This is a genomic window from Rugamonas fusca (genome assembly GCF_014042365.1).
Lineage (GTDB): Bacteria > Pseudomonadota > Gammaproteobacteria > Burkholderiales > Burkholderiaceae_D > Rugamonas > Rugamonas fusca.
This window is the reverse complement of record NZ_JACEZS010000001.1, coordinates 25,363-48,676: the sequence shown is the minus strand read 5'-3', so window position 1 is coordinate 48,676 and position 23,314 is coordinate 25,363. Positions and strand designations below refer to the sequence as shown.

Annotated in this window: 15 protein-coding genes; 9 read left to right on the top strand and 6 right to left on the bottom strand. The window is 70.6% G+C overall.

Going from position 1 to position 23,314, the window contains the following annotated elements; translation table 11 throughout:
* Positions 1 to 139 precede the first annotated feature (139 nt).
* The 8 genes from H3H36_RS00195 (at position 140) to H3H36_RS00160 (ending at position 14,843) form a co-directional block, all read left to right on the top strand.
* Positions 140 to 2,395: a TonB-dependent receptor gene (locus H3H36_RS00195; protein ID WP_182212966.1), complete on the top strand. Its 2,256-nt coding sequence runs from the start codon at positions 140 to 142 to the stop codon at positions 2,393 to 2,395.
* Positions 2,396 to 2,490: 95 nt separating this feature from the next.
* Positions 2,491 to 3,339, top strand: coding sequence for a carotenoid biosynthesis protein (locus H3H36_RS00190; RefSeq protein WP_182212965.1), 849 nt, complete (start codon positions 2,491 to 2,493; stop codon positions 3,337 to 3,339).
* On the top strand, positions 3,339 to 4,727 hold the full coding sequence (locus H3H36_RS00185; protein ID WP_182212964.1) for an oxygenase MpaB family protein: 1,389 nt from the start codon (positions 3,339 to 3,341) through the stop codon (positions 4,725 to 4,727). The genes H3H36_RS00190 and H3H36_RS00185 overlap by 1 nt, the downstream gene beginning before the upstream one ends.
* A gap of 116 nt (positions 4,728 to 4,843) precedes the next feature.
* Entirely contained in the window at positions 4,844 to 8,311 is a 3,468-nt protein-coding gene (locus tag H3H36_RS00180) for a hybrid sensor histidine kinase/response regulator family protein (RefSeq protein WP_229219647.1), read from the top strand.
* A complete protein-coding gene (locus H3H36_RS00175) occupies positions 8,308 to 9,237 on the top strand; it encodes a diguanylate cyclase (protein WP_182212962.1) in 930 nt (309 codons plus the stop codon). Before H3H36_RS00180 ends, H3H36_RS00175 begins: the two co-directional genes overlap by 4 nt.
* 13 nt (positions 9,238 to 9,250) lie before the next feature.
* The gene (locus H3H36_RS00170; protein WP_182212961.1) at positions 9,251 to 9,874 is read left to right on the top strand and encodes an Hpt domain-containing protein; all 624 of its coding nucleotides are present in this window, start codon (positions 9,251 to 9,253) and stop codon (positions 9,872 to 9,874) included.
* A gap of 165 nt (positions 9,875 to 10,039) precedes the next feature.
* Positions 10,040 to 13,945 carry a hybrid sensor histidine kinase/response regulator gene (locus H3H36_RS00165; RefSeq protein ID WP_182212960.1) on the top strand — a complete coding sequence of 1,302 codons (3,906 nt, stop codon included), beginning with the start codon at positions 10,040 to 10,042 and terminating at the stop codon, positions 13,943 to 13,945.
* Positions 13,926 to 14,843, top strand: coding sequence for a diguanylate cyclase (locus tag H3H36_RS00160; RefSeq protein WP_182212959.1), 918 nt, complete (start codon positions 13,926 to 13,928; stop codon positions 14,841 to 14,843). The genes H3H36_RS00165 and H3H36_RS00160 overlap by 20 nt, the downstream gene beginning before the upstream one ends.
* A gap of 18 nt (positions 14,844 to 14,861) precedes the next feature.
* Here the strand turns inward: H3H36_RS00160 and H3H36_RS00155 are convergent, their stop codons facing one another.
* The 3 genes from H3H36_RS00155 to H3H36_RS00145 form a co-directional block, all read right to left on the bottom strand.
* Entirely contained in the window at positions 14,862 to 15,938 is a 1,077-nt protein-coding gene (locus H3H36_RS00155) for a GGDEF domain-containing protein (protein WP_220459546.1), read from the bottom strand.
* A gap of 372 nt (positions 15,939 to 16,310) precedes the next feature.
* Complete coding sequence (locus H3H36_RS00150; RefSeq protein WP_220459545.1) at positions 16,311 to 17,180, bottom strand: pyridoxamine 5'-phosphate oxidase family protein; 870 nt, start codon at positions 17,178 to 17,180, stop codon at positions 16,311 to 16,313.
* On the bottom strand, positions 17,177 to 17,809 hold the full coding sequence (locus H3H36_RS00145; protein WP_182212958.1) for a glutathione S-transferase: 633 nt from the start codon (positions 17,807 to 17,809) through the stop codon (positions 17,177 to 17,179). The genes H3H36_RS00150 and H3H36_RS00145 overlap by 4 nt, the downstream gene beginning before the upstream one ends.
* A 106-nt stretch (positions 17,810 to 17,915) precedes the next feature.
* Between H3H36_RS00145 and H3H36_RS00140 the strand changes: the two genes are divergently transcribed.
* Positions 17,916 to 18,935 (top strand): LysR family transcriptional regulator, encoded by a 1,020-nt coding sequence (locus H3H36_RS00140; RefSeq protein ID WP_182212957.1) that lies wholly within the window; start codon positions 17,916 to 17,918, stop codon positions 18,933 to 18,935.
* Here the strand turns inward: H3H36_RS00140 and H3H36_RS00135 are convergent.
* Genes H3H36_RS00135 through H3H36_RS00125 form a run of 3 tightly spaced genes read right to left on the bottom strand, consistent with a single transcriptional unit; the run spans position 18,841 to position 23,278 of the window.
* Positions 18,841 to 21,216: a hybrid sensor histidine kinase/response regulator gene (locus tag H3H36_RS00135; RefSeq protein ID WP_182212956.1), complete on the bottom strand. Its 2,376-nt coding sequence runs from the start codon at positions 21,214 to 21,216 to the stop codon at positions 18,841 to 18,843. The genes H3H36_RS00140 and H3H36_RS00135 overlap by 95 nt on opposite strands.
* A complete protein-coding gene (locus H3H36_RS00130) occupies positions 21,213 to 21,593 on the bottom strand; it encodes an Hpt domain-containing protein (RefSeq protein WP_182212955.1) in 381 nt (126 codons plus the stop codon). Before H3H36_RS00130 ends, H3H36_RS00135 begins: the two co-directional genes overlap by 4 nt.
* Complete coding sequence (locus H3H36_RS00125) at positions 21,590 to 23,278, bottom strand: sensor histidine kinase (protein ID WP_182212954.1); 1,689 nt, start codon at positions 23,276 to 23,278, stop codon at positions 21,590 to 21,592. The genes H3H36_RS00130 and H3H36_RS00125 overlap by 4 nt, the downstream gene beginning before the upstream one ends.
* Positions 23,279 to 23,314: the final 36 nt, after the last annotated feature.

Here is a 23,314-nt window from a genome sequence, read left to right as displayed (position 1 = left end):
CAGCATCATGACCTGTTAGACTCGTAAGCCTTGCTGTATCAGGCAACATCATTATCAAATAATTACATGTGTGGTGACACTAACATTCCATGGCCGGGCCGGGGGTGGCGGTAGCACGACCAGACTGGGGAATGGTTTCATGATCAACGACAAAGCGCGCTGGAAGCCGGCGCTGCTGGCCGCGTCCGTGTCGGCCGCGCTGCACGGCATGGCCCATGCGCAAACCACGCTCGCCGCGCCCGACAACACCGATGGCCAGGTACAGGAAGTAATCGTCACCGCACAGCGCACCGCCTCGCTCGAGTCGCGCACGCCGGTGGCCATGTCCGTGCTGACGGGCGAACAACTGCGCCAGGCCGGCCTGGACCAGCCGTCCGCGCTGGCCGCCCGCCTGCCCAATGTGCACCTGGACGGCGCCGCCGCCGCGCTGAAGATCACCATCCGCGGCGTCACCAACGCCGACACCACGGAAAAAGGCGACCCGTCGGCCGCCTTCATGGTCGATGGCGTCTACCTGGCGCGCCCCACCCAGCAGAACCTGAGCTTCTACGACGTGGACCGCATCGAAGTGCTGCGCGGCCCCCAAGGCACGCTGTACGGCCGCAACACGACGGCCGGCGCCATCAACGTGATCACCAACGCCCCCAGCCGCCAGCTGGAAGGCGCCGTCGGCGTGGAACTGGGCGACTACGCCAGCCGCAAGGTCAACGCCATGCTCAACGTGCCCGTCAACGACGCCCTGGCGCTGCGCGCAGCCGTGGCCGCGAACCGCCACGACAGCTACCTGATCAACGGCCAGGGCACGCCCTACGCGCTGGGTCTGGACCGCGACGACGTGTCGGGCCGCCTGTCGGCCAGGCTCACGCTGAGCCCCGCCGCCTCGCTGCTGCTGCGGGCCGACCACAGCACGGTGCACGACAACAGCGACCGCATCGTCCCCGACACCAATTTCTACCACGGCATCGCCAGCGGCCAGCCCACCTGGTACGACGCCAGCACCGAGCAGCGCCTGACCAACGGCTTCGTGCCGCCCAACACCCGTCCCGAACAGGGCTACGACCACAAGACCACCACCGGCCTGTCGGCCGAACTGGCGTGGAACCTGGGCCCGGCCACGGTGACCTGGCTGGGCGCCCACCGCCGTTTCGACAACCACATCCTGTTCAACTACTACTACCGCGTCAAGCCGACCTTCGCCATCGGCGTGCACCAGAATTTCGACGGCGTCAACGCGCAGGACTCGCACGAGCTGCGCATAGCCACCAATGGCGCCGGCCCGCTCAGCGCGCAGGCCGGCCTGTACTACTTCCACGAAGAGACGAACACGCTGTACACCTTCCGCGACCTGACCCTGCTCGGGCTGCCGCCGTACTACGTGTTCCCCACCGGCCCCACCATCGCGCGCAGCAAGGCCGTGTTCGGCCAGGCCACGTGGCGCGTGACGGACCGGCTGCGCGCCACGGCCGGCGTGCGCTACACGGCCGACGACAAGTCGCGCATCGGCTCCACCAACTTCCAGCAAGGCCCAAGCTTCAATCCGGCCACCGACTTCAGGCTGCTCAACGCGGCCGACATCGACACCCGCAAGAACACCTGGCGCCTGGGCCTGGACTATGACGTCACGCCCACCACCTTCGCCTACGCCACGCTGTCGACCGGCTACAAGGCGGGCGGCTTCAACGATGGCTGCCTGGCCGGCACCAGCGCGCTGGGCATCCCGTGCCCGGCCGCCGTGGCCGTCCCGGCCAGCACGCTGTACTACCAGCCCGAAACGCTGACTGCCCGCGAGGCTGGCCTCAAGACCCGCTTCTGGGACAAGCGCGCCAGCCTGAACCTGGCCGTGTTCGACTACGACTACCGCAACCTGCAACTGTCGGGCGTGGCCATCGTGCACGGCGCGCCGCAGTACGTCACGACCAATGCCGGCGTGGCCAGCGTCAAGGGCCTGGAGGCCGATGGCCAGGTCAACCCCACGGCCGACGACCGCATCAGCTACGGCCTGACCCTGCTCGACGCACACTACGTGTCCTACACGCCGGACGGCGTGCATTCGTGGGCCGGCACCAAGCTCGATCGGGCGCCGTCGAACACCGTCACGGCCGGCTACGAACACCGCTTCCTGCTGGCCGGCGGCCAGCTGCGGGCCGGCATCGTGGCGCGCCGCAGCGCCGCCTACCTCATCGGCGTGCCGACCCAGCAACTGCGCTACACCATCCCGGCCCGCACGGCCAGCGACGCCACCGTGCGCTACCAGCCTGGCGGCGCCCCGTGGAGCGTGCAGGCACAGGTCAAGAACCTGGAAAACAAGGTGCAACCGATCGCCATCGACAGTTTCGGCATGGTGGTGCCCAGCGAACCGCGCACCGTCGCCGTGCGGTTCGATTACCGTTATTGAAGATCCCCTTATTGAAAACCTGTTCTTGAAAGTCCGCAGCCAGTCCGCCGCGTGCGCGCGGCGCCCGTCAACTCTATGATCCGAAAAAACCGCTCATGAAGTCTGCCCTGCACCACCTGCCCCGCTTCACCAACGTCCTGTTGATCGTGTTCCTGGCCGTGACGCTCTCGCGCGGCTACGGCGACACCACCAGGCTGCTGATCGCCAGTTCGCTCGTCATGTTCGCCTGCTGCTGGAGCAGCGCCATCCACCTGCTGGGGGCGCGCGCGGCCCGCAACTTCGTCATCATCGGCGTGGTGCTGGGCTGGATCGCGGAGCAGCTCGGTTCCAGCTACGGCTGGTTCTTCGGCAGCTATACCTACACGGACGTGCTGGGCCCGCGGCTGGGCGACGTGCCCGTCATCATCCCGCTCATGTGGTTCGCGCTGTGCTACGTGGCCTACGTGATCGGCAACCTGATCGTGTGGCAATCGCCCACCGACGGCAAGCCGGCGCTGCGCCAGACCCTGGTCATGTCGCTGCTGGCGGCCATGATCGTGACGGCCTACGACCTGGGCGCCGATCCCTACATGGTCTATGGCATCAAGGCCTGGATCATGACCAAGACCGATGGCTGGTGGTTCGGCGAAACCCTGCAAGGCTTCGTGGGCTGGATGCTGGTGTCGTTTACCATCGTGTTCCTGTTCCGCCTCACGCTGCGCAAGCGTGCCCCCGTGGCCGCGCTGCCCGTGGCGCGCCGCCACGCCCTGGTGCCGCTGCTGGTCTACGGCGGCAGCATGGTGTTCCAGGTGGCCGAAGGCACGCCGGTGGAAACCCGCACCATCGCCCTGTTCGCGATGGGCATCCCGCTGCTGGTGGCCGTGTGCGGCTTTGAACGCTGGCAGCGGCCGGCCCACGCCAGCGCGCCGGCCGATCAACCAACCACACAAGCGGCGAGGGCATAATGCGCGACACCATCTCCCGTTCCAGCACCCTGCGCGCCGATCCGCTGGCCGACGACACCATCGCCCGCATCCTGGGCCCATGGGACAAGCACGGCGACAACGCGGCCCAGTGGCAAGCCATCGCCACCGTCAATGACCAGCTCTCGCAATGGCAGAGCAACGGCGCCCTGCCCGGCTGGCGCGCCGGCGCGCACGTGCCGCCGGCCATCGCCGCCGCGCTGGAAGACTACATCCAGGCCGGCCTGCGCCTGCCCGAGTGGGCCGATCCGGCCAGGATCGCCCGCGCCGAAGCACTGTTCATGGACATGAGCATGCTCTCGTGCACCCTGCTGTTCTGCGCCAGCCTGCCCGAATGCTATGTGATCCCCGACCTGGCCGGCGTGCTGCACGCGGCCGGCCAGCTCGAACAGCACACCGACTACCGCATCCGCTCCACGGCCGCCATGCTGTTCCCTGTCATGATGCACGGCGGCCTGACCGACGCCAGCGGCGGTGGCGTGGCGCAAACGCTCAAGGTGCGGCTGATCCACGCCACCATCCGCCACCTCATCCTGCGCGGTAATCCGTCCGACGCCGCGCGCCCCGAGGCGCCAGCCGTGGTGCCGCCGCTGCCCATGGTGGCGGAGCAACTGCGCAGCATGCAGGGCACGCTGTACGCGCACGGCTGGAACGTGGAACGCGATGGCCTGCCGTGCAACCAGGAGGAACTGGCCTACACGCTGCTCACCTTCAGCTTCGTGTTCCTGCGCGCCCTGCGCAAGCTGGGCCTGGGCCTGCCGGCCGAAGATGAACACGCCTACCTGCACGCCTGGAACGTGGTGGGCCACGTGCTGGGCATCGAGCGCAGCATGATGGCCGACACGATGGAGCAGGCCGAGGCGCTGTTCAACCGCATGCAGGCCAGCGGCCGCGCGCATCCCTTCCTGCCCGATTCCCGTCCCGCGCTGGGCGCGGCCCTGATGCAGACCATGGAAAAGGAACTGCCGCTGCGCATCCTCAAGCCCTTCCCCGTGCTGCTCACGCGCCACCTGTGCGGCCCGGCCGCCTCGCGCGACCTCGGCTTGACGCAGCGCGTGTCGCTGCCCTCGCGCGCCCTGTTCGCCGTCGCGATGGGCACGATCCGCCTGATCGACGCCACGGCGCGCCTGTTCTGCCCCCAGTTCTCCCTGTCGCGCCTCGTCACCCGCGTGGTGGGCTACCAGTTCACGGTCAAGCTGCTGATGGACCAGACCCGGCCCCTGAAGCTGCCCGCAGCCCTGCTCAATCAGGTGGACGCCGTCACCTCCGGCTGGGACGAGGACCGCCAGGCGCCGCGCTGGGTCAACGCGCTCGAAGCGCGCCTCACGGGCCGCCGCAAACGCCTGATCCCGACCGGGCCGCAGCCATGACCGGCGCGCCACCATACACCTTGCCAGTTTTACGCGCGGGCCATGGCGCCCGCGCCCGGCCGTCGCCATGGCCACCGCTGCTGCCAGCGTCCTGGCGGTCCGCGTTGCTATCAGCCTTGCTGTCATTGCTGCTACTGCTGCCCGGCGCCAGCCGGGCCGCCCCCGCGGCCCTGCTGCTGGACGACGCCAGGGGCCAGATCGACGCCTGGCCCGCCCTGACCGTGCTGTCCGATCCGGGCGGCCAACTGGACGTGAACGGCGCGCGCGCCGCCGCCGCCCGCTTCACCGCGCCCGATTCCGCCTACGCCACCCTGGGCGTGCACCGCGACGTGCTATGGCTGCGCATTCCCGTCACGGTGGCGCCCGGCGGCGAGGGCGACTGGATCCTCAATATCGACTACGCCGCCCTGAACCGGGTGGACGTGTACGTGAGCGCCAACGGCGCCATCGTGCGCCACGCGGCCATGGGCAACCTGCTGCCGCGCGACCGTGCCGGCGCACGGGGGCGCGCCCCGGCCGTGGCCCTCAAGCTGGCGCCGGGCGCCGGCCAGGAACTGTGGCTGCGGGTCGAGAACACCGGTTCCATGATCCTGCCGATCCGCCTGTCCACGCCGGGCGCCTTCCACGCGACCGCCCTCAACGAGCAGATGCTGCAAGGCTTGCTGATCGGCCTGAGCCTGTGCCTGCTGCTCTACAGCCTGGCCCAGTGGATCAACCTGCGCGAACCGCTGTTTGGCAAATACGCGCTGCTCACGGCCGGCACCACCATGTTCTCGGTCGAATTCTTCGGCCTGGGCACCCAATACCTGTGGGGCAACCAGCAGTGGATGACCATGCACGCCGGTGGCCTGTTCGCGCTGATGGCCTCGTGCGGCGCCTACCTGTTCGTGGAACAGGCGCTGGCCCGCCCCGGCATGGACCGCGTGTTCAGCCGCCTGATGCACACGGGCGCCGTGCTGGCCCTCGTCAGCGCCGGCGCCTACGCCACCGACATCATCGGCGTGCAGACGCTGGTGGCCATCGTCAGCACGCTGGGCCTGATGCCCATGCTGCTGGGCCTGCCCGGCGCCTTCATGCGCGCGCGCCGCGGCGACGCCGTCGGCATCTACTTCCTGATCGGCTGGGCCGTCAGCTTCATGTCCTCGGTGCTGCTGTCGCGCGTCATCAACGGCGCCGTGGCCGCCAACTTCTGGACCATGCACGCGCTCCAGTTCGGCAACATGTTCGACATGCTGGTGTTCATGCGCATCCTCGGCCTGCGCACCAAGGCCATGCAAAGCGCCATGCTGCGGGCCGAAGCGGCCACTCGCATGAAGTCGGATTTCCTGGCCAACATGAGCCACGAGATCCGCACCCCGCTCAACGCCATCATCGGCATGAGCCAGCTGGCCATGATGGCCGAACCGAGCCCGCGGCTGCGCAATTACTTGAGCAAGATCGAAGGAGCCGGCCAGCACCTCCTGGGCATCATCAACGACATCCTGGACTTCTCCAAGATCGAAGCGGGCAAGCTGGCGCTCGAATCGGTGCCGTTCGCGCTGGACGAGCTGCTCGAGCACCTGGCCAGCCTGACGGCCATCAAGACCGACGACAAGCGGGTGGAACTGGTGTTCCGCGTCGAGCGCGGCGTGCCGGCCCGCCTGGTGGGCGACCCGCTGCGGGTGGGCCAGATCCTCATCAACCTGACCAACAATGCCGTCAAGTTCACCGACCGTGGCGAGATCGTGGTGGCGGTGGAGGTGGCCGAGCGCAAGGGCGAGCAGGTGACGCTGCATTTCAGCGTCAGCGACACGGGCATCGGCATGAACGAGGAACAGCTGGTGCGCCTGTTCCAGTCCTTCAGCCAGGCCGACGGCTCCATCACGCGCCGCTACGGCGGCACCGGCCTGGGCCTGTCGATCTCCAAGCAGCTGGTGGAACTGATGGGCGGCGCCATCCGCGTCCACAGCACGCCCGGCGTGGGCAGCCGCTTCAGCTTCACCATCACGCTGGGCGTGGCCGATCCGGCCAGCGCCCCCGTGGTGGCGCCGGCCGAAGCGTTGCGCCAGGTGCGCGTGATGGTGGTCGACGACAGCGCCACGGCGCGCGACGCGCTGGTCGAGATGCTGGCCTCGTTCGGGGTGTCGGCCCATGGCGCCAGCTCCGGCGAGGAGTCGCTGTACCTGCTGGCGCGCGCGGCCGACGAGGGCGCGCCCTACCAGGTGGTGCTGATGGACTACATGATGCCGGGCTGGGACGGGGTCGAGACCATCCGCCGCATCCACGCCGACCCGCGCCTGGCCGCGCCGCCGGCCATCCTCATGGTCAGCGCCTGCACCCGCGAGACGGTGCAGCAGCAGGAAGGCCCGTTCCAGCTGCATGGCTTCCTCACCAAGCCGGTCGGCCCGGCCCTGCTCTATCACAGCCTGCTGCAGGTGCTGCGCCCCGATCTGGCCGGCGCCGCCGGCAACCCGTCCGGCCCGGGCATGCGGGCGCCCGACCTGGCCCGGCTGGCCGGCGCCCGCATCCTGCTGGTGGACGACAACGCCAACAACCGCGAAGTGGCGCAGGATTTCCTGGCCATGGCACAGGTCGAGGTGGACGTGGCCATGCACGGCGGCGAGGCCGTGCGCATGGTGCAGCAGCGCGACTACGACCTGGTGCTGATGGATATCCAGATGCAGGAAGTGGACGGGCTGACGGCCACCCTGCAGATCCGCGCCCTGCCAGGCCTGGGCGCGCTGCCCATCATCGCCATGACGGCGCACGCCATGGCGGGCGACCGCGAGAAAAGCCTGGCGGCCGGCATGAACGACCATGTGACCAAGCCGATCAACCCGGAACTGCTGTTCCGCGCCCTGCACAAGTGGATCGACCCGGCCCGTCTGGCCGGCCGCCAGCCGCCAGCCATACCCGCCGCGGCCGCCGGCGACGAGGGCGACGCGCAGGCGGCCGCGCCGCTGCCGCCCGTGCCTGGCATCATCTGGCAGCAGGCGCTCGACAGCGTGGGCCAGCAGCGCTCCCGCCTGCACAAGCGCATCGTCAGCTTCCTGCAGGAATACCAGGGCGGGCCGCAGGTGGTGCGCGAGGCACTGCGGGCCGGCCACCACACGGCCCTGCAAAGCCTGGCCCACAACCTCAAGTCGAGCGCGGCCTACCTGGGTGCGGCCGAACTGTCGGCCCAGGCCAACGCCGTCGAACAGGCGCTGCGTTCGGGCCAGCACGAGCGCTGCGCGGCGCTGGCCCAGGAACTGGCCGACACCCTGGACACCGTGCTGGCCGGCCTGGCCGCCGTCGCGGCCCGGCCTCCCGCTTCGGCCAGCCGCCCCGCCATCGCGGCCAGCGTCGCGGACGCGGACGCGCCGGCGCCGGACATGCCCGGCGCCGCCCCCCTGATCCGCCAGCTCGAAGCCTTCCTGCGCCACGACGACGCGCGCGCCGAGGATGCCCTGCACGCCCTGCAGGCCCTGCCCGGCGCGGCCCGCCACGGCGCCCTGCTGGCGGCGATTCAGCAGGCGGTCGATGAGATCGAATATGATGGCGCATTGGCACCGCTGGCCGAACTGGCGCGCGCCCTGAATCTGAACGTGGAATTGAGCGCATGAATTTGCCTGTAATGCAAAAAGTCCTGATCGCCGACGACGACGCCATCAACCGCCAGGTGCTGGCCGAGCTGCTCAAGCCGGACTACACGGTGCTGCTGGCCAAGAACGGCACCCAGGCCCTGGAACGGGCCACGCGCCACGCGCCGGACCTGATCCTGCTGGACGTGATGATGCCCGACATGGATGGCTACGAGGTGCTGCGCCAGTTGCGGGCCGACCCGCAAACGGCCGATATCGCCGTCATCTTCATCTCCGGCCTGGACCGCCCCGAGGACGAGGCCAACGGCCTGAAGATGGGCGTGGCCGACTACATCGCCAAGCCGTTCAACGCCACCGTGGTGCTGGCGCGGGTGGCCCTGCACCTGCAAGTGGTGCGCCAGCGGCGCATGCTGGAACACCTGGCCCACGTGGACGGCCTGACGGAGCTGGCCAACCGGCGCCGCTACGACGACGTGTACGCCAACGAATGGCTGCGCACCCAGCGCAACGGCCGGCCGCTGTCGCTGGCCATGCTCGACATCGACTGTTTCAAGCAATACAACGACCATTACGGCCACCCGGCCGGCGACCGCGCGCTGCGCGCCGTGGCCCGCGCGGCCGCCGGCCACATGCGCCGTCCGGCCGACCTGGCGGCCCGCTACGGCGGCGAGGAGCTGGTGCTGCTGATGCCCGACACGGACGCGGCCCAGGCCCTGCAAGTGGTGCAGGCGATCTGCGCGGAAGTGGCGCAACAGGCCATCGTCCACGCCGCCTCCACGGCCGCGCCGCTGCTCACCGTCAGCGCCGGCGGCGCCACCTTGCGCCTGGCCGAGGGCGAAAGCGCGAACGAACTGTTGGCCGCCGTGGACAGCCACCTGTATCTGGCCAAGCAAGCTGGCCGCAACCGTATCGTCTGGCGGCCGGACCCGGCCCCGGCCCAGGCTTGAAGCGGTGGAGACCATGCACCACGACGCCGGCCCGCCCATCCTGGACCTCGATGACGCCAGCGCCCGCAATGGGGTACAGCGCCCGCTGCTGCTAAGCGCCGCGCGCGCGTTCGCGCAAGCCTATGGCGCGCTGCCGCAACAGGTTGTGGGCCAGCTGGCGGCCGGCGAGCTGGCCGCGCTGGGCCAGGGCGCGCACCGGGTCAAGGGCGCCGCCACGCTGCTGGGCGCCTACCGGCTGGGCGCCGCCGCCGCCGCGCTCGAGGAGGCCGTGCGCGCGGGCGACCCGACGCCATTGCCGGGCGTGGCCCACGCCTTCGCCACGGAACTGGCGGCGGCGCTGGCCGCCGTGCGGGCATTGACGCCGCTCACGCCGGCACCCGCGCCGCAGGCCGCTCCCGCGTCACCGGCGGATGCCGACCCGGCGCAGCGCGCGCAAGCGGCCACGCTGGCGCGGCAACTGGCGCCGCTGCTGCACGACGGCGATTACGGGGCCACGGCGCTGCTCGACCAGCTCGATGGCTTGCTGGGCGGCGGCGAGCACGCGGCCCTGCTGGCAGCCATCCGCCAGCAATTCGACGACCTGGAAACGGAACAGGCGGCCCTGCTGGCCGAGCGGCTGGGCGTCGCGCTGGGCTGACAAATGCCCCTGCGCCATCACAGCGGCGCCACTTTTTTCTCCAGCTGTCCAATACAAGGCGGTACAATGAAAATTCCCCCTAGGCACGCGCCTGGCCCCTGTGGCGCCGGCGCGACGGGCGCGGAGCACCCCAGGCGGGCCATATAGAACAAGACAATGCGGGACATGATGAGCGCGATCGCGCCCTACCTCAAGCGGCAAGCCACCTGGCGCCGGGCCGGCGCGGCACTGCTGCTGGCCGGCGCGCTGGGCGTGGCGACCTGGTGGGTGGGCCAGCGCGAGGAACAGCGTGCGCTGGCCACGCTCGAAAGCCGCCTGCTGGGCCGCAGCGCCGCCAGCGCCAGCCTGCTGACCCAGCAACTGGGCACACTGGAACGCGATGTGCTGTTCCTGGCCAGCCTGCCGCCGATGGGCGGCATCATGCGCGCCAGCGCCAACGACGGCTACGATGCGCTCGAATCGACCCCGGTCGCGCTCTGGCACCGGCGCCTGACCAGCATCTTCCAGGCCTACGCCGCCACCAATCCCGACATCCGGCAAGTGAGCCTGGTGGGCCTGGCCGACCAGGGCCGCGAACTGGTGCGCATCGACCGCACCGGCGACACCATCGGCGCGGCCGACGGCGGGCGGCTGCGGCAGGTGGGCCAGGAACCCGACATCGAAGCCGCCGCCCATCTGGCGCCAGGCCAGGTACACGTGTCGGACATCGGCTTCGAGCGGATCGCGGGCCACGCCGTCACGCCGGCCGTGCCGGTGCTGCGGGCCGCCACGCCCATCCATGACAGCCAGGGCAAACTGTTCGGGGTGGTGGTGGTCGATTACGCCGCGCGCGGCATCCTGGCGCCGCCCGCGGCCAACTTGCCGGAGGACTTGCGGGCCTATCTGACCAATGGCCGGGGCGATTTCCTGCTGCACCCGGACCCGGCCAGCGCATTTGGCTTCGAGCGCGGCCACCCGCTGCGCTGGCAGGACCAGTTCCGCCGCCTGGACCACGGCGCCAGCACCTTGCTGGGCCGCTATGACGGCCCGCGCGGCACGGTGGTGGCCATCACGCGCCGCGTCAGCATCGCGCCCGGCCATCCGGAACGCGACCTCACGCTGGCCCTGACGGCCCCGTTCGCGCCCGTGCTGGCGGCCCGCCACACGGCCCAGCTCACCCTGCTGGCCTCGATGCTGTGCGGCGCCTTGCTGGTGGGCGGCGCCAACCACCTGCGGCGGCGCCAGCGCCGCCGGCTCGAGGAAATCCGCGCCGCCGCCACGGCCCGCATCCAGGAACTGAACGTGTCGCTGGAACAGCAGGTGCGCGAGCGCACGCGCCAGATCGAGTCGGTCACCATCCTGCAGCGTGCCATCCTGGCGCACGCCTCGTACGCCATCATCGCCACCGACACGGACGGCATCATCCGCCTGTTCAACCCGGCCGCCGAGCGCATGCTGGGCTATGCGGCGGCCGAACTGCTGGGCAAGTGCACCCCGGAGCGGCTGCACGACCGGGACGAGGTGGCCGCGCGCGCCGCCGCCCTGAGCCAGGAACTGGGGCGCCCGATCGCGCCCGGCTTCGAAGTGTTCGTGGCCAAGGCCAGGCTGGGCATGCACAACGAGTATGCCTACACCTATGTGCGCAAGGATGGCGGCACCTTCCCCGTCATGCTGTCGGTGAGCGCCCTGCGCGAGGACAGCGGCGCCATCATCGGCTTCCTGGGCATCGCCTCCGACATCTCCGCCCGCGAGCAGGACCGGCGCACGCTGGTGGCCGCGCGCGACCAGCTGCTGAACGCCTCGCGCGTGGCCGAACTGGGAATCTGGACCTGGGAACCGGGCAGCGGGGCCATGGAATGGAACGAGCGCATGTTCGACTTTTACGACGTGCCGGAACGGGAACGGGGCGGCCCGTTCTACGCTGGCTGGCAGAAGCGGCTGCATCCGGAGGACCGGCCGCGCGTACTGGCCGGCTTGCGCGCCGCCGCCGATGGGGCGGCGCGCCAGCAAGCCACCTTCCGCATCGTCTGCCGCGACGGCTCGTTGCGCACCATGCAGGCCGTCACGTCGCAGGAACGGGACCGCCAGGGCCAGGTGGTGCGGGTGCTGGGTATCAACCGCGACATCACCTCCGAGCACGAGGCCGAGCAAGCCTTGCGGGCGGCCATGGCGGCGGCTGACGCGGCGAGCCGGGCCAAGTCGGAATTCCTGGCCAACATGAGCCACGAAATCCGCTCGCCGCTGAACGCCGTGCTGGGCATGCTGGCCCTGCTCAAGCAAACCACGCTGGACCAGCGCCAGCGCGACTACGCGGACAAGTGCGAAGGGGCCGGCCGCGCCCTGCTGGGCATCCTCAACGACATCCTCGACTTTTCCCGCGTGGAGGCCGGCAAGCTGACGCTCGATCCGCACACCTTCAGCATCCGTGACCTGTTGCACGAGGTCGACATCATCCTCAGCGCCAACGTGGGCCCGCGCGCCATCGCGCTGCGTTATGAACTGGCCGGCGATTTGCCGCCGTGGGTGGTGGGCGACGCACTGCGGCTGCGCCAGGTGCTGCTCAACCTGGGCGGCAACGCCATCAAGTTCACCCACGAGGGCGAAGTGACCATCTCGGTCGCGCCGCTGGCGAGCGCGCCCGGCGATGGCCAGCAAGGCCAGGATGGCCAGGCCAGCCAGGACCGGACGGCCGCCCTGGCGCTGCGCTTCGCCGTGCGCGACACGGGCATCGGCATCGCGCCCGAGCAGCTCGGGCACATCTTCGACGGCTTTTCGCAGGCCGAGGCTTCCACGGCGCGCCGCTACGGCGGTTCCGGGCTGGGCCTGGCCATCTGCCGGCGGCTGGTGCAGATGATGGGCGGCACGCTCACGGTCGACAGCGCGCCGGGGGCCGGCAGCACCTTCAGCTTCGTGCTGCCGCTGCAACCGGGCACGCCCCCGGCGCAGGCCGCGGCGCAAGCTGCCGACGCCGACGCCACGGCGCCCGCCCCGCTGGCCGGCCTGCGCCTGCTGCTGGTGGAGGACAACCCGATCAACCAGCAAGTGGCGGGCGAACTGCTGCGCCACGCCGGCGCCCGCGTGGACGTGGCCGACCATGGCCAGGCCGCGCTCGAGGCGCTGGCGGCCGACCCACACTACGACTGCGTGCTGATGGACGTGCAAATGCCCTGCATGGATGGCTACCAGGCCACGCGCCTGATCCGCGCCCAGCCGGGCATGGCGGCGCTGCCCATCATCGCCATGACGGCCAACGCCATGCAGTCGGACCGCGAGCAGGCCTTCCAGGCCGGCATGAACGACCACGTGGGCAAGCCCTTCGACCTGCCCCAACTGCTGGCCGTGATCGCCCACCATACGGGGCGCGCCGCCACCGGGGGCGATGGCGGCCAGGCGGCGCCGGCCGCGCTGGCGCCGCTGCACGTGCCGCCGGCGCTGGGCATCAACGGCGCGGCCGCGCTGGCGCGCTTCAATGGCAACGCCTCCGTGTACCAGCGCGCGCTGCGGCGCTTCGCGGCCGACTGCGGCCCGCTGGCCGCGCAAGTGCCGGAAACGCTGGACAGCCCCGCCAACATCGGCGCGGCCGGGCGCCAGCTGCACAGCCTCAAGGGCCTGGCCGCCACCGTCGGCGCGGACGCGCTGGCGACGCTGGCGCAATCGATGGAACTGCTGCTGCGCAGCCAGGGCAGCCCGATGGCCTGGCAGGTGGAACACGCCAACCTGATCGCGGAAGCCCGGCGCGCCGCCTCGGCGGCGGCCGAACTGGCATCGGGCATGGCGCAGCACCTGGCCGCTTTCACGCGGCCGGCCCACGACGGGACCGGCGACGCCGCCCACGCCAGCGCGCTGCCGCAGGAGCTGGCGCGCCTGCGCCGCCTGCTCGACGCCTCCAGCCTCGACGCGCTGCCCCTGTTCGAACGCCTGCTGCGCGAGCAGCGGGCCGCCATGGAGCCGGAAGCGGCCAGCCTGGAGGCGGCCATGGACAGCTTCGACCTGGCGCGGGCGGGCGCCATCTGCCAGGCCATCTTGCACCGCCTGGACGCCACCTCTCACTCTGGAAGGCAGAATCGTGATCATGCCCAAGCTCTCTCCTGAACGCCGCGGCCGGGTGCTGGTGGTGGACGACCAGCCGATCAATATCCGCATGCTGCACGCCGTGCTGGCCGAGGAATTCGAAGTGTTCGCCGCCACCAGTGGGGAACAGGCGCTCGAATTTTGCCGCGGCAACAAGCCCGACCTGATCCTGCTGGACGTGGTCATGCCGGGCATGGATGGACTGGAAGTGTGCCGCCGCCTCAAGCAGGACCAGGACACGCGCGCCATCCCCGTCATCTTCGTCACGGCCGGCACCCTGGCCGAGGAGGAGAACGCCTGCTGGAGCGCCGGCGCGGCCGACTTCGTGTCCAAGCCCGTCAACCCGCTCACGCTGCGCAACCGGGTGCTGGCCCACCTGCAATTCAAGCTGCACATGGACGCGCTGCAGGCGATGGCGTTCGCCGACGGCTTGACGGGAGTGGCCAACCGGCGCCTGTTCGACGATACGCTGAACGCCGAATTCCGGCGTTGCGGGCGCAGCGGCGAACCGCTGGCCATGCTGATGATCGACGTCGATTGCTTCAAGCGCTACAACGACCGTTACGGCCACCAGGCCGGCGACGACTGCCTCAAGCGGGTGGCGCTCGCGCTCAAGGAACACCTGAAGCGGCCCTACGACCTGGTGGCCCGTTACGGCGGCGAGGAATTCGCCTGCATGCTGCCGGACACGGACGAAGCGGGCGCGCTGGCCATCGCCGAGGAACTGCGGCTGGCCATCGCGGCGCTGGCCATCGCCCACGCAGACAGCCCGGTGGCCGACCACGTCACCATCAGCGTGGGCGTGGCCGTGCTGCGGCCCGCGCCCGACGGCGACAGCGCCGCCCTGCTGGGACTGGCCGACCAGGCCCTGTACCGGGCCAAGCACGAAGGGCGCGACCGCTGCCGCCTGGCCGCCTGAGACGGCGCGGCGCCGTCGTCAGAACAGGTCGATGGTGCCCGACTGGACTTCCTCCAGCCGGCCGGTGCGGATCAGCTCATCGTAGAAATAGATGCGGTTGCGGCCATCGGCCTTCGCTTCATACAGGGCGCGGTCGGCGCGGTTGATGATGGTCTGCGGCAGCACGGCGGGATCGGCCATGCTGAAGCCACCGCTGATGGACAAGCGCCCCGCCTGGGGGAAGATGAAATGGGCCACGGCCTGGCGCGCCCGCTCGAAGATCTGGGTGGCCGTGGCCACGTCGTGGGCGGCCACGATGACGATGAATTCCTCGCCGCCGTAGCGGTACAGCAGGTCGGAGCGGCGAAACGCCCCTTCCAGCAGGCGCGCCGTCAGCAGCAGGATCTCGTCGCCGATGATGTGGCCATGGGTGTCGTTGACTTTCTTGAAGTGGTCGATATCGAGCACGCCCAGCCAGTAGCTCTGGGCCCGGCCGCCACGCCGGTTGGCCTGGGCCCGCTCGCCGCCATGCTTGAGGCGCTGGGCCAGCACATCCCACATGCGGTTCAGGTTCAGTTCCAGCGAATAGCGATTCAGCAGGCCCGTGAGGCGGTCGCGCTGGCTGGCGTCGAGCAGCGCATAGTAATTGGAGAACACTTCCAGCACGCCATGGATGACGGCATGCTCGGTGGGCGTGACCTCGTGGTCGCGCTCGAACACGAAGTAGCCGCACAGGTGGTCGGCCCCGTGCAGCGGGTAGCCGATCAGGTAGCCGTCCGGCTGCTGGCGGGTGCAGCTGCGGTCGAGCAGGCGCAGCGTGTCGAGCAGGTTGGCGACGGCCGGATCGAGCGCGATGGCGCTGCTCAATTCCTCGATCTGGTCGCTGGTGCGGTGCAGCTCCCCGCCCACGATGGCCGCGTCGCGCGTGTGGTGCAGCGCGCGCGTGACGAGGCCCTGCTCGTCGACCCGGTACAGCGAAGTGCGCTTGACGCCCAGCACCGGCCCCAGCGTGCGCAACAGGCTTTGCTCGACCAGGTGCATGTCGCGGCAGGCGGTCATTTCTCCCAGCTGTTTGAGTACGCTGGGCGCGGGGCGTTCCGATTTCAGAGTCAGCATGATGTCATTCCAGGTGCGGGTACAAGAAGGCACTCCAGCGGGCGCGCAACGCCAGGGCGGGAGGGACGGGACTAGCAGTGTTTCAACGGGCAGCGCGCATCGGAAGTCTGGGCAAGGACGGCATGCCTTGCGACACGGCGCGCCGGCGAAGGCCGCGCGGGATGCCAGCGGTACGAATCAGGGTGGGGCTGCGGGGATGGGGCGGCCGGCGTCGGAAGCTGCCTGCCAGGCCGCGCGGGAGCGGCGGCGCACTGCAAAACAATTGACGCTTTGCACGCATCGTAGCAAGGAATGGGGGCCACAACAAGCGACAATTTGTGAGATTTGTCGAAATCGCGACAACGGGACGGGCATGGCGCCCGTCCCGGCGGCTCAGTCCTGCGGGCGCAGGCGCCAGCGCAGCGGCACGGCCGCGCGCCGCAGCGTGCCCCGTTGCACCCGCATGCGCCACAGCCGCTCGGCGCCGGGCAGGCCGGCCGCCGCCCCGTCCCAGTCCACCTCGGCCCGGCCCTGCAAGTGCAGCACGTCGCCGCTGGCATAGTCGATCACCAGCAAGGCCGTGCGCTCGTCCACCAGCATATTGCCCAGCGTGTTGAAGTAGCGGTTGCCCGCGTAGTCGGGCACGGTCAGCGTGTCGCCGGCTATCCGCACGAAACCCGGTGCGCCGCCCCGGTGCGAGATGTCGGCGCCGTACTGGCCGCCCGTGGTGGCCACGAACAGCGTGTCGGCGGCGGCCAGCATGCGGCGCGCCGGTTCGCCCAGCCCTTCGAAGTGGCTGACGGCCGGCGCCACCCGGTCCGCCCCGCCCTCCCCGGCCGCTGGCACCACGTCGCGCAGGCGGATGTATTTCGGGCAGTTGCCGAACGATTGTGCCACGGCGATGGTGAACCCGGCGCCATCGGCCTGCGCGATGGTGCCGTTGGCGCGGTTGCGCCGGCGCGTGCCAAAGTCCAGCCCCAGCACGCCGACGCGCGCGCCCACCGGCGCCCCGGACGGCGCGGCCACCCGCAGCGTGGTGGGGTCGGGGCTGTGCACGAAGCCGGGCGCGCCGCACAGCACCGTGGCGACGGGCCAGCCATCGTCGGCCACCGTGGCCACCAGCAGGAACGGCAGCAGGGCGAAGAATTCCCGGTGCTGGTCCGGCATGTAGTCGCGGATGGCGCCGCCGCTGCTGCCCTTGCCGGCCAGTTGCTGGGCGCGCAGCTCGCCGGGGTGGAATGGGCCGTCCAGGTCCGCGCTCATGTGCGCTCCGGCGGCGTGCTGTCGGGCATGGGCACGAAGCCGGGCAAGCCCTCCACCCGGCGCAGCCAGGCTTGCACGGCCGGATAGGCGTCCAGCGCCACCCCGCCTTCGGGCGCGTGGGCCACGTAGCCGTAGCAGGCCAGGTCGGCCAAGGTGGGGCGGCCGGCGGCCAGGAAGGTGCGCGTGGCCACGTGCTGCTCCATGAAGGCCAGCAGGCGCGCGGCGATGGCGTGGGCGCGCGGCACGTCGCCGTCCATGTTCCACAACGCGGCGGCGCGCGCCGTGGCCGGGCCGAAGCGCAGTTCTCCGGCCGCCACCGACAGCCAGCGCGTGATCTCGGCCGCTTCCACCGGGTCGTCCGACAACCAGCCGCCAGCGGGCGCGTAGCGGCGCGCCAGGTAGGTGAGGATGGCGTTGCTGTCCGCCAGCGCCAGATCGCCATCCTGCAGCACGGGAATCTGGCCCAGCGGATTCATGGCCAGGAAGGCGGCGCCGGCGCGCACGTCGGGCGGCGCCGCGACCAGCTCATAAGGCAGTCCCAGCATGTGCAGCAGCAGTTCGACCCGGTGCACGTGGCCGGACAAGTGGGTGCCGTGCAGGGTCAGGGTGCGGGTGGGCGTGGTGGTCATGGAGCTTTCCTCGTTTCGTTGATCGGTGCAGCCATGGTAGGCATTGCGCAATTCGATGTAAATAATGCTATAGTGGAAATTACTTTTTCACTAAATGGAATAATCCGTGGACCGCCTGGACGAACTGGCCATCTTCATCGCCATCCTCGATTGCGCCAGCCTCAGTGGCGCGGCGCGCCGCCTGCGCCGGTCCGCGCCGGCCGTCACGCGCGCGCTGGCCGCGCTGGAAGAACGCCTGGGCACGCGGCTGATCGAGCGCACCACGCGCCGCCTGGCGCCCACCGAGGCCGGACTGCGGCTGGCCGACATGGCGCGCCGCGTGCTGGCCGACTACGAGCAGGCCGTGCGCGAGGACCCGGACGCGCCCCTGCGCGGCAAGCTGCGCATCACGGCCCCGCAAGTGTTCGGCCGGCGCCACGTGACGGCGCTGGTGATGGGCTTCCTGGACGCCCATCCGGCCATGCAGGTGGAACTGCTGTTCAACGACCGCAACCTGGACTTGATCGAGGAAGGCCTGGACCTGGCCGTGCGCATCGGCCCGCTGGCCGACGCCGGGCTGGTGGCGCGCCGCGTGGGCGAGGTGCGGCGCATGGTGGTGGCCAGCCCGGCCTACCTGGCGCGGCGCGGCACACCGGACACGCCACAGGCGCTGGAAGGACATGACGTGGTGTTTACGGCCATCCGTTCGCCACTGGAGGAATGGCGCTTTCGCCATGCGGGGCGCGACGTGGCCGTCAAGCTGGCGCCGCGCCTCACGCTCAACGACACGGAGGCGACGCTGGTGGCGGTGCGCGATGGCTTTGGCCTGGGGCGGGCGCTGTCCTACCAGGTGGCCGACGACCTGGCGACCGGCACGCTGGTGCGGGTGCTGGCGGCCTATGAACCGGAACCGCTGCCGGTGCACCTGGTGGTGTCGAGCGCGCGCTACATGGCGCCCAAGCTGCGCGCCCTGCTCGAGTTCCTGGCCGCGCGACTGGCCGCCCTGCCCCCGCTGCAGGCGCAAGCGCAGCAGCGAGCGGCCCTGGCCGCGGCTACGGCACGGAAGGCGGCGGCGACGACACCGCGGGCGGCGCGCACGGCAAGCGCCCCCAGCGCACCACCATCGCGGAAAACTCGGCGGCCGTGAACGGCTTGGACAGGTAGTCGTCCATGCCGGCGGCCAGGCAGCGCTGGCGGTCGCCCTCGATGGCGCTGGCCGTCAGTGCGATCACGGGCAGGCGCGGCGCGCCCGTCTCGGCCTCGCGCTGGCGCAGGCGGCGGCAGGCCTCGTAGCCGTCGAGCACGGGCATCATGCAGTCCATCAGCACCAGGTCGTAGCGGGCCGTCTCCAGCGCCTCCAGCGCCAGCTGGCCGTTGATGGCTTCGTCCACCTCGCAGCCGAGCCGGGTGAGCAGGATGCGCGCCAGCTGGCGGTTCATCTCCGTGTCCTCGGCCAGCAGCACGCGCGGCGCCGCCGCTGCGGCCACCACCTGGCCCGCCACGGCGCCTTGCGCGCCGTCCCACCCGGCGCCGGCCGGCGCCCGCCGGTCCGCGACGGACGTCTCCGGCGGCGGCGCAGGCGGCCCGTCCGGCACCGCCCCGCCCAGGGCGCCGGCCGGCGCATGCAGGCGGCACGGCAGCTCGACCCGGAACACGGAACCGTCGCCGGGCGCGCTGCTGCATTCGATGTGGCCCCCCATCAGCCGCACCAGGCGCCGGCAAATGGCCAGTCCCAGGCCCGTGCCGCCATACTGGCGGCTGATGGTGCTGTCGGCCTGGATGAACGGCTCGAACAGGCGATGCTGGGCCTCCGCGTCCATGCCGATGCCGCTGTCGCGCACCGCGTAGCACAGGCGCCAGTTGCCGGTGCGCCCCTCCTCGGGGCGCGCCTCCAGGGTGATCGACACGCCGCCGGACGGCGTGAACTTGATGGCGTTGCTGACCAGGTTGCCCAGCACCTGGCGCAGCCGGGCCGCGTCGCCATACACCTTGCGCGGGCAGCTGCCGACCCGCACCTCCAGCTGCAAGCCCTTGGCCTGGGCGCTGGCCTGGTGCAGGGCGGCCACCTGGCGCAACGGCTCGGCCGGATCGAACAAGCCCTGCACCAGCTCCATGCGGCCCGATTCGATCTTGGAAAAGTCCAGCACCTCGTTGATGATCTGCATCAGCTCGAGCACCCCGCTGTGGACGTTGCGGGCGTAGCCGCGCTGGGTGGCGTCGAGCCGGGTGCCCAGCATCAGTTCCGACATGCCGACGATGGCGTTCATCGGGGTGCGGATCTCGTGGCTCATCATGGCCAGGAAGCGCGACTTGGCCTCGCTGGCCGCATCGGCCATGCGCATCAGGGCCCGGGCCTGTTCCGCGTCCTGCTCGCGCCGCTTGAGCAACTGGCCCATCATCCAGAACGCCACCGACAGCGCCACCAGGCTGCCCAGCGCGATGCCGCCCAGCAGGCGCAGGTTGCGCCAGTAGCCGGCCAGCAGCAGCTCCTCCGTGATGGTGGCGTTGATCACCAGCGGATAATTGCGCACCAGCCGCACCGCGCCCATGCGGTACACGGCCTGGCCGCCGGCCGCCTCGCGCGGGCCGGTGGCCAGCCGCACGTCATGGTCCAGGCCCTGGGCCAGCACCTGGCTGGTGTTGCCCGTGTTGAAGCGCTTGCCCATCAGCTGGTCCGCGTGCGGCCAGCGCGCCAGCAAGGTCTGGTCGCGCCGGTACAGCGAGATGGCCGCGTGCTCGCCCAGGCTCACGTTGCGGAAGAACTGGCTGAAGAAATCGCACGACACGCCCACCAGCACCACGCCGGCGAAGCGGCCATGGGCGTCGTTCAGGCGCCGGCTCACGTAAAAGGTCCACTTGCCGTTGCCCTTGTTGCGCACGGGCTGGCTCAGGAACGGCGCGCTGTCGGCATGCGCGCGGTGCCAGGCGAAGTAGTCGCGGTCGGCCAGGTTGATCGGTGGCGGCGGATAGCTGCGCGTGAAATTGAGCACCGTGCCGTCCGCGTCGGCCACGGTGGCCACGTCCACCTGGGGCAGGCCGCTGATCTTGTCGCGCATGGTCTGGAACAGCTGCTCGGTGCCGGTGGCGGCCGCCAGCGGGCCCGGCGCGCGCAACTGGATGGCGTGCACCACGTCCGTCAGGCCGTCGAGCACCAGGTAGGTGGAGGCCATGGTTTGCGACACGTTCTCGGCCAGCACCAGCGACAGGCTGCTCATGTCGCTGCGCCAGTCCTCGATGGCGCGCTGGCGCAGCAGCCAGGCCGCGCCCAGGGTGGCCAGGCACAACAGCAGGATCACGGCGCCGCCGATCACGGCCGCCGCCTGGCGCGCGCTCAGGCCCGTCCAGCGCAGCGGATGGCGACGCTCGCGCCGGCGTCCGGTGGCGCCCTGCTCCCGCGCCCGCTCGTGCGCCCCCGCGTGCTCCGTCATGCCCCCTCCCGCGGCGCGCCCAGGTAATGCACGACGCTGTCGCTCACTTCATCCATCACCAGCCCGAATTGCCGCTCCAGTTCCGGCCACAGCGCCACGCAGGCGTCGAGCGCGCCGGCGCCGGCCTGCAGCTCGATGCGCTGCAACAGCGCGCTCAGTGCGTGCGCGCCCACCAGCACGGCGCTGCCTTTCAAGGCGTGGCTCTCGTGCGCCAGCGCGCGCGCGTCGCCGGCCGCGCGCGCGGCGCGCATGCGCGCCAGCGCCGGCGGCGCGATGCCCAGGTACACCTGCGACAGGCTGCGGAACGAAGCCAGGTCGCCGGCCACGGCCTGCATCAGCACCTCCGGTGCGATGGCCTGGTAGCGGGCCGGCATCATGCCGTCTCCACCACGGGCAGCACTGGCCGCGCCGGGCGCTCGGACGGCGCCAGCGGCGGCAGCACGACGGTAAACACGCTGCCCTGCACCGGCCCCGGCTCGCCCCAGATCCGGCCCTCCATCAGCCGCACCAGGCGCGCCGCGATGGCCAGCCCGACGCCGGCGCCCCCCTTGGCGCGGCTGGCCGAGTCATCGAGCTGGGTAAAGATCTGGAACAAGCGCCGCTGCTGTTCCGGCGAAATGCCGCAGCCGGTGTCCGTCACGCGCAGCAGCAAGCCTTCCGTCACGGGCAGCACGTCGAGCTGCACGGCGCCGTAGCTGGTGGCCGCCAGCGCGTTGCGCAGCAGGATGTCGAGCACGCGCAGCACGCGGGCCCGGTCGCACACGAACTGCTCCGGCAGATCGGGGCCGTAGTTGACGCACAGGCCCACGTGGCGCTCGGCGGCCGTGTCGCGCTGCATGCCCAGCGCCTGCTCCACCACTTCGCGCAGCGGCTCGGCTTGCAAGGTGAGCGCGGTGCGCCCCGATTCGAGCGCGCTCAGCTCCAGCACCGACTCGATCAATCCCAGCAGGCGGCGCCCGCTGGCTTGCACGGCCCGCGCGAAGCCGCCCAGGCGGCTCTCGCCCAGTTCCTCGGCCAGCAGTTCGGAATAACCGAGGATGCCGTTGAGCGGCGTGCGCAGTTCGTGCGACATATTGGCCAGGAAGCGCGACTTGGCCAGGCTGGCCGCCACGGCCTGTTCGCGGCGCGCGATCAGTTGCGCCACCAGCACGATGATGGCGCCGCTGAACAGGGCGATCAATACCGTGGTGGCCGCCGCCAGCCGCAACGCCTGGCCGCGCCGCACGCCGAAATTGGCCATGCGGTCCTCCAGGTCGATGCCCACCACCACGTACAGGGGAAACCGTTCCAGCTTGGCGTAGCGGTAGATGCGTCGCCGGCCATCGATGGGGCCGTCGGCCGTCAGCCCGCCGTGGCCCTGGGCCACGATGTTGGCGAACAGCGTGCTGGCATGGATATCCTGCCCCAGCGACGCTTCGCCGCCCACGCGCCGCACCCGCATCACGCCATCCTCGCCGACCAGGGCGATCACGCCGTGCGGGCCGACGTCGATGTCGCGGTACAGGCGGATGAAATACTCGGGGTCCATGGACACCACCACCACGCCCTTGAAGCTGCCGTCCGGGTGGTTGATGCGGCGCGTGAGCTGCAGCGACCATTTGCCCGACACCCGCCCCAGCACGGGCTGGCTCACGTACAGCTGGCCCGTGTCGGCGCGCATGTGGACGCGGATATGCTCGCGGTCGCTCAAGTTCATGGGCGTGAACGGCTGGCTCGACAACACCACGTCGCCACGCTGGTCAACGATGGTGAACAGGTTGTACAAGTCCAGCGTGCCCAGCCCGCTCTTGAGTTCCGCCGGAATGTCCAGCGCCATGCCCTGGCTCTGGTAGCGGTGGCGCAGGAAAATGACGGCCTGGTCGGCCCCCTCCAGCGTGCGGGTGGCGTGTTCGTCGGACAGGCGCACCAGCGCCTGCGCGTCGCGCTCCGCATCGGCCAGCTCGGTACGCCTGGCGTCGGCCAGCTGGGTCAACGTCAACCACCACAGGCCGGCGATCAGCAGCAACCCGAAGCTGCCCACCAGCCAGCGCACATCCAGTTTCCTGACCGACCCTCGCCACATTTCGCTCTCCCCGCCGCGGCCGCCTCGGGCCGGAGT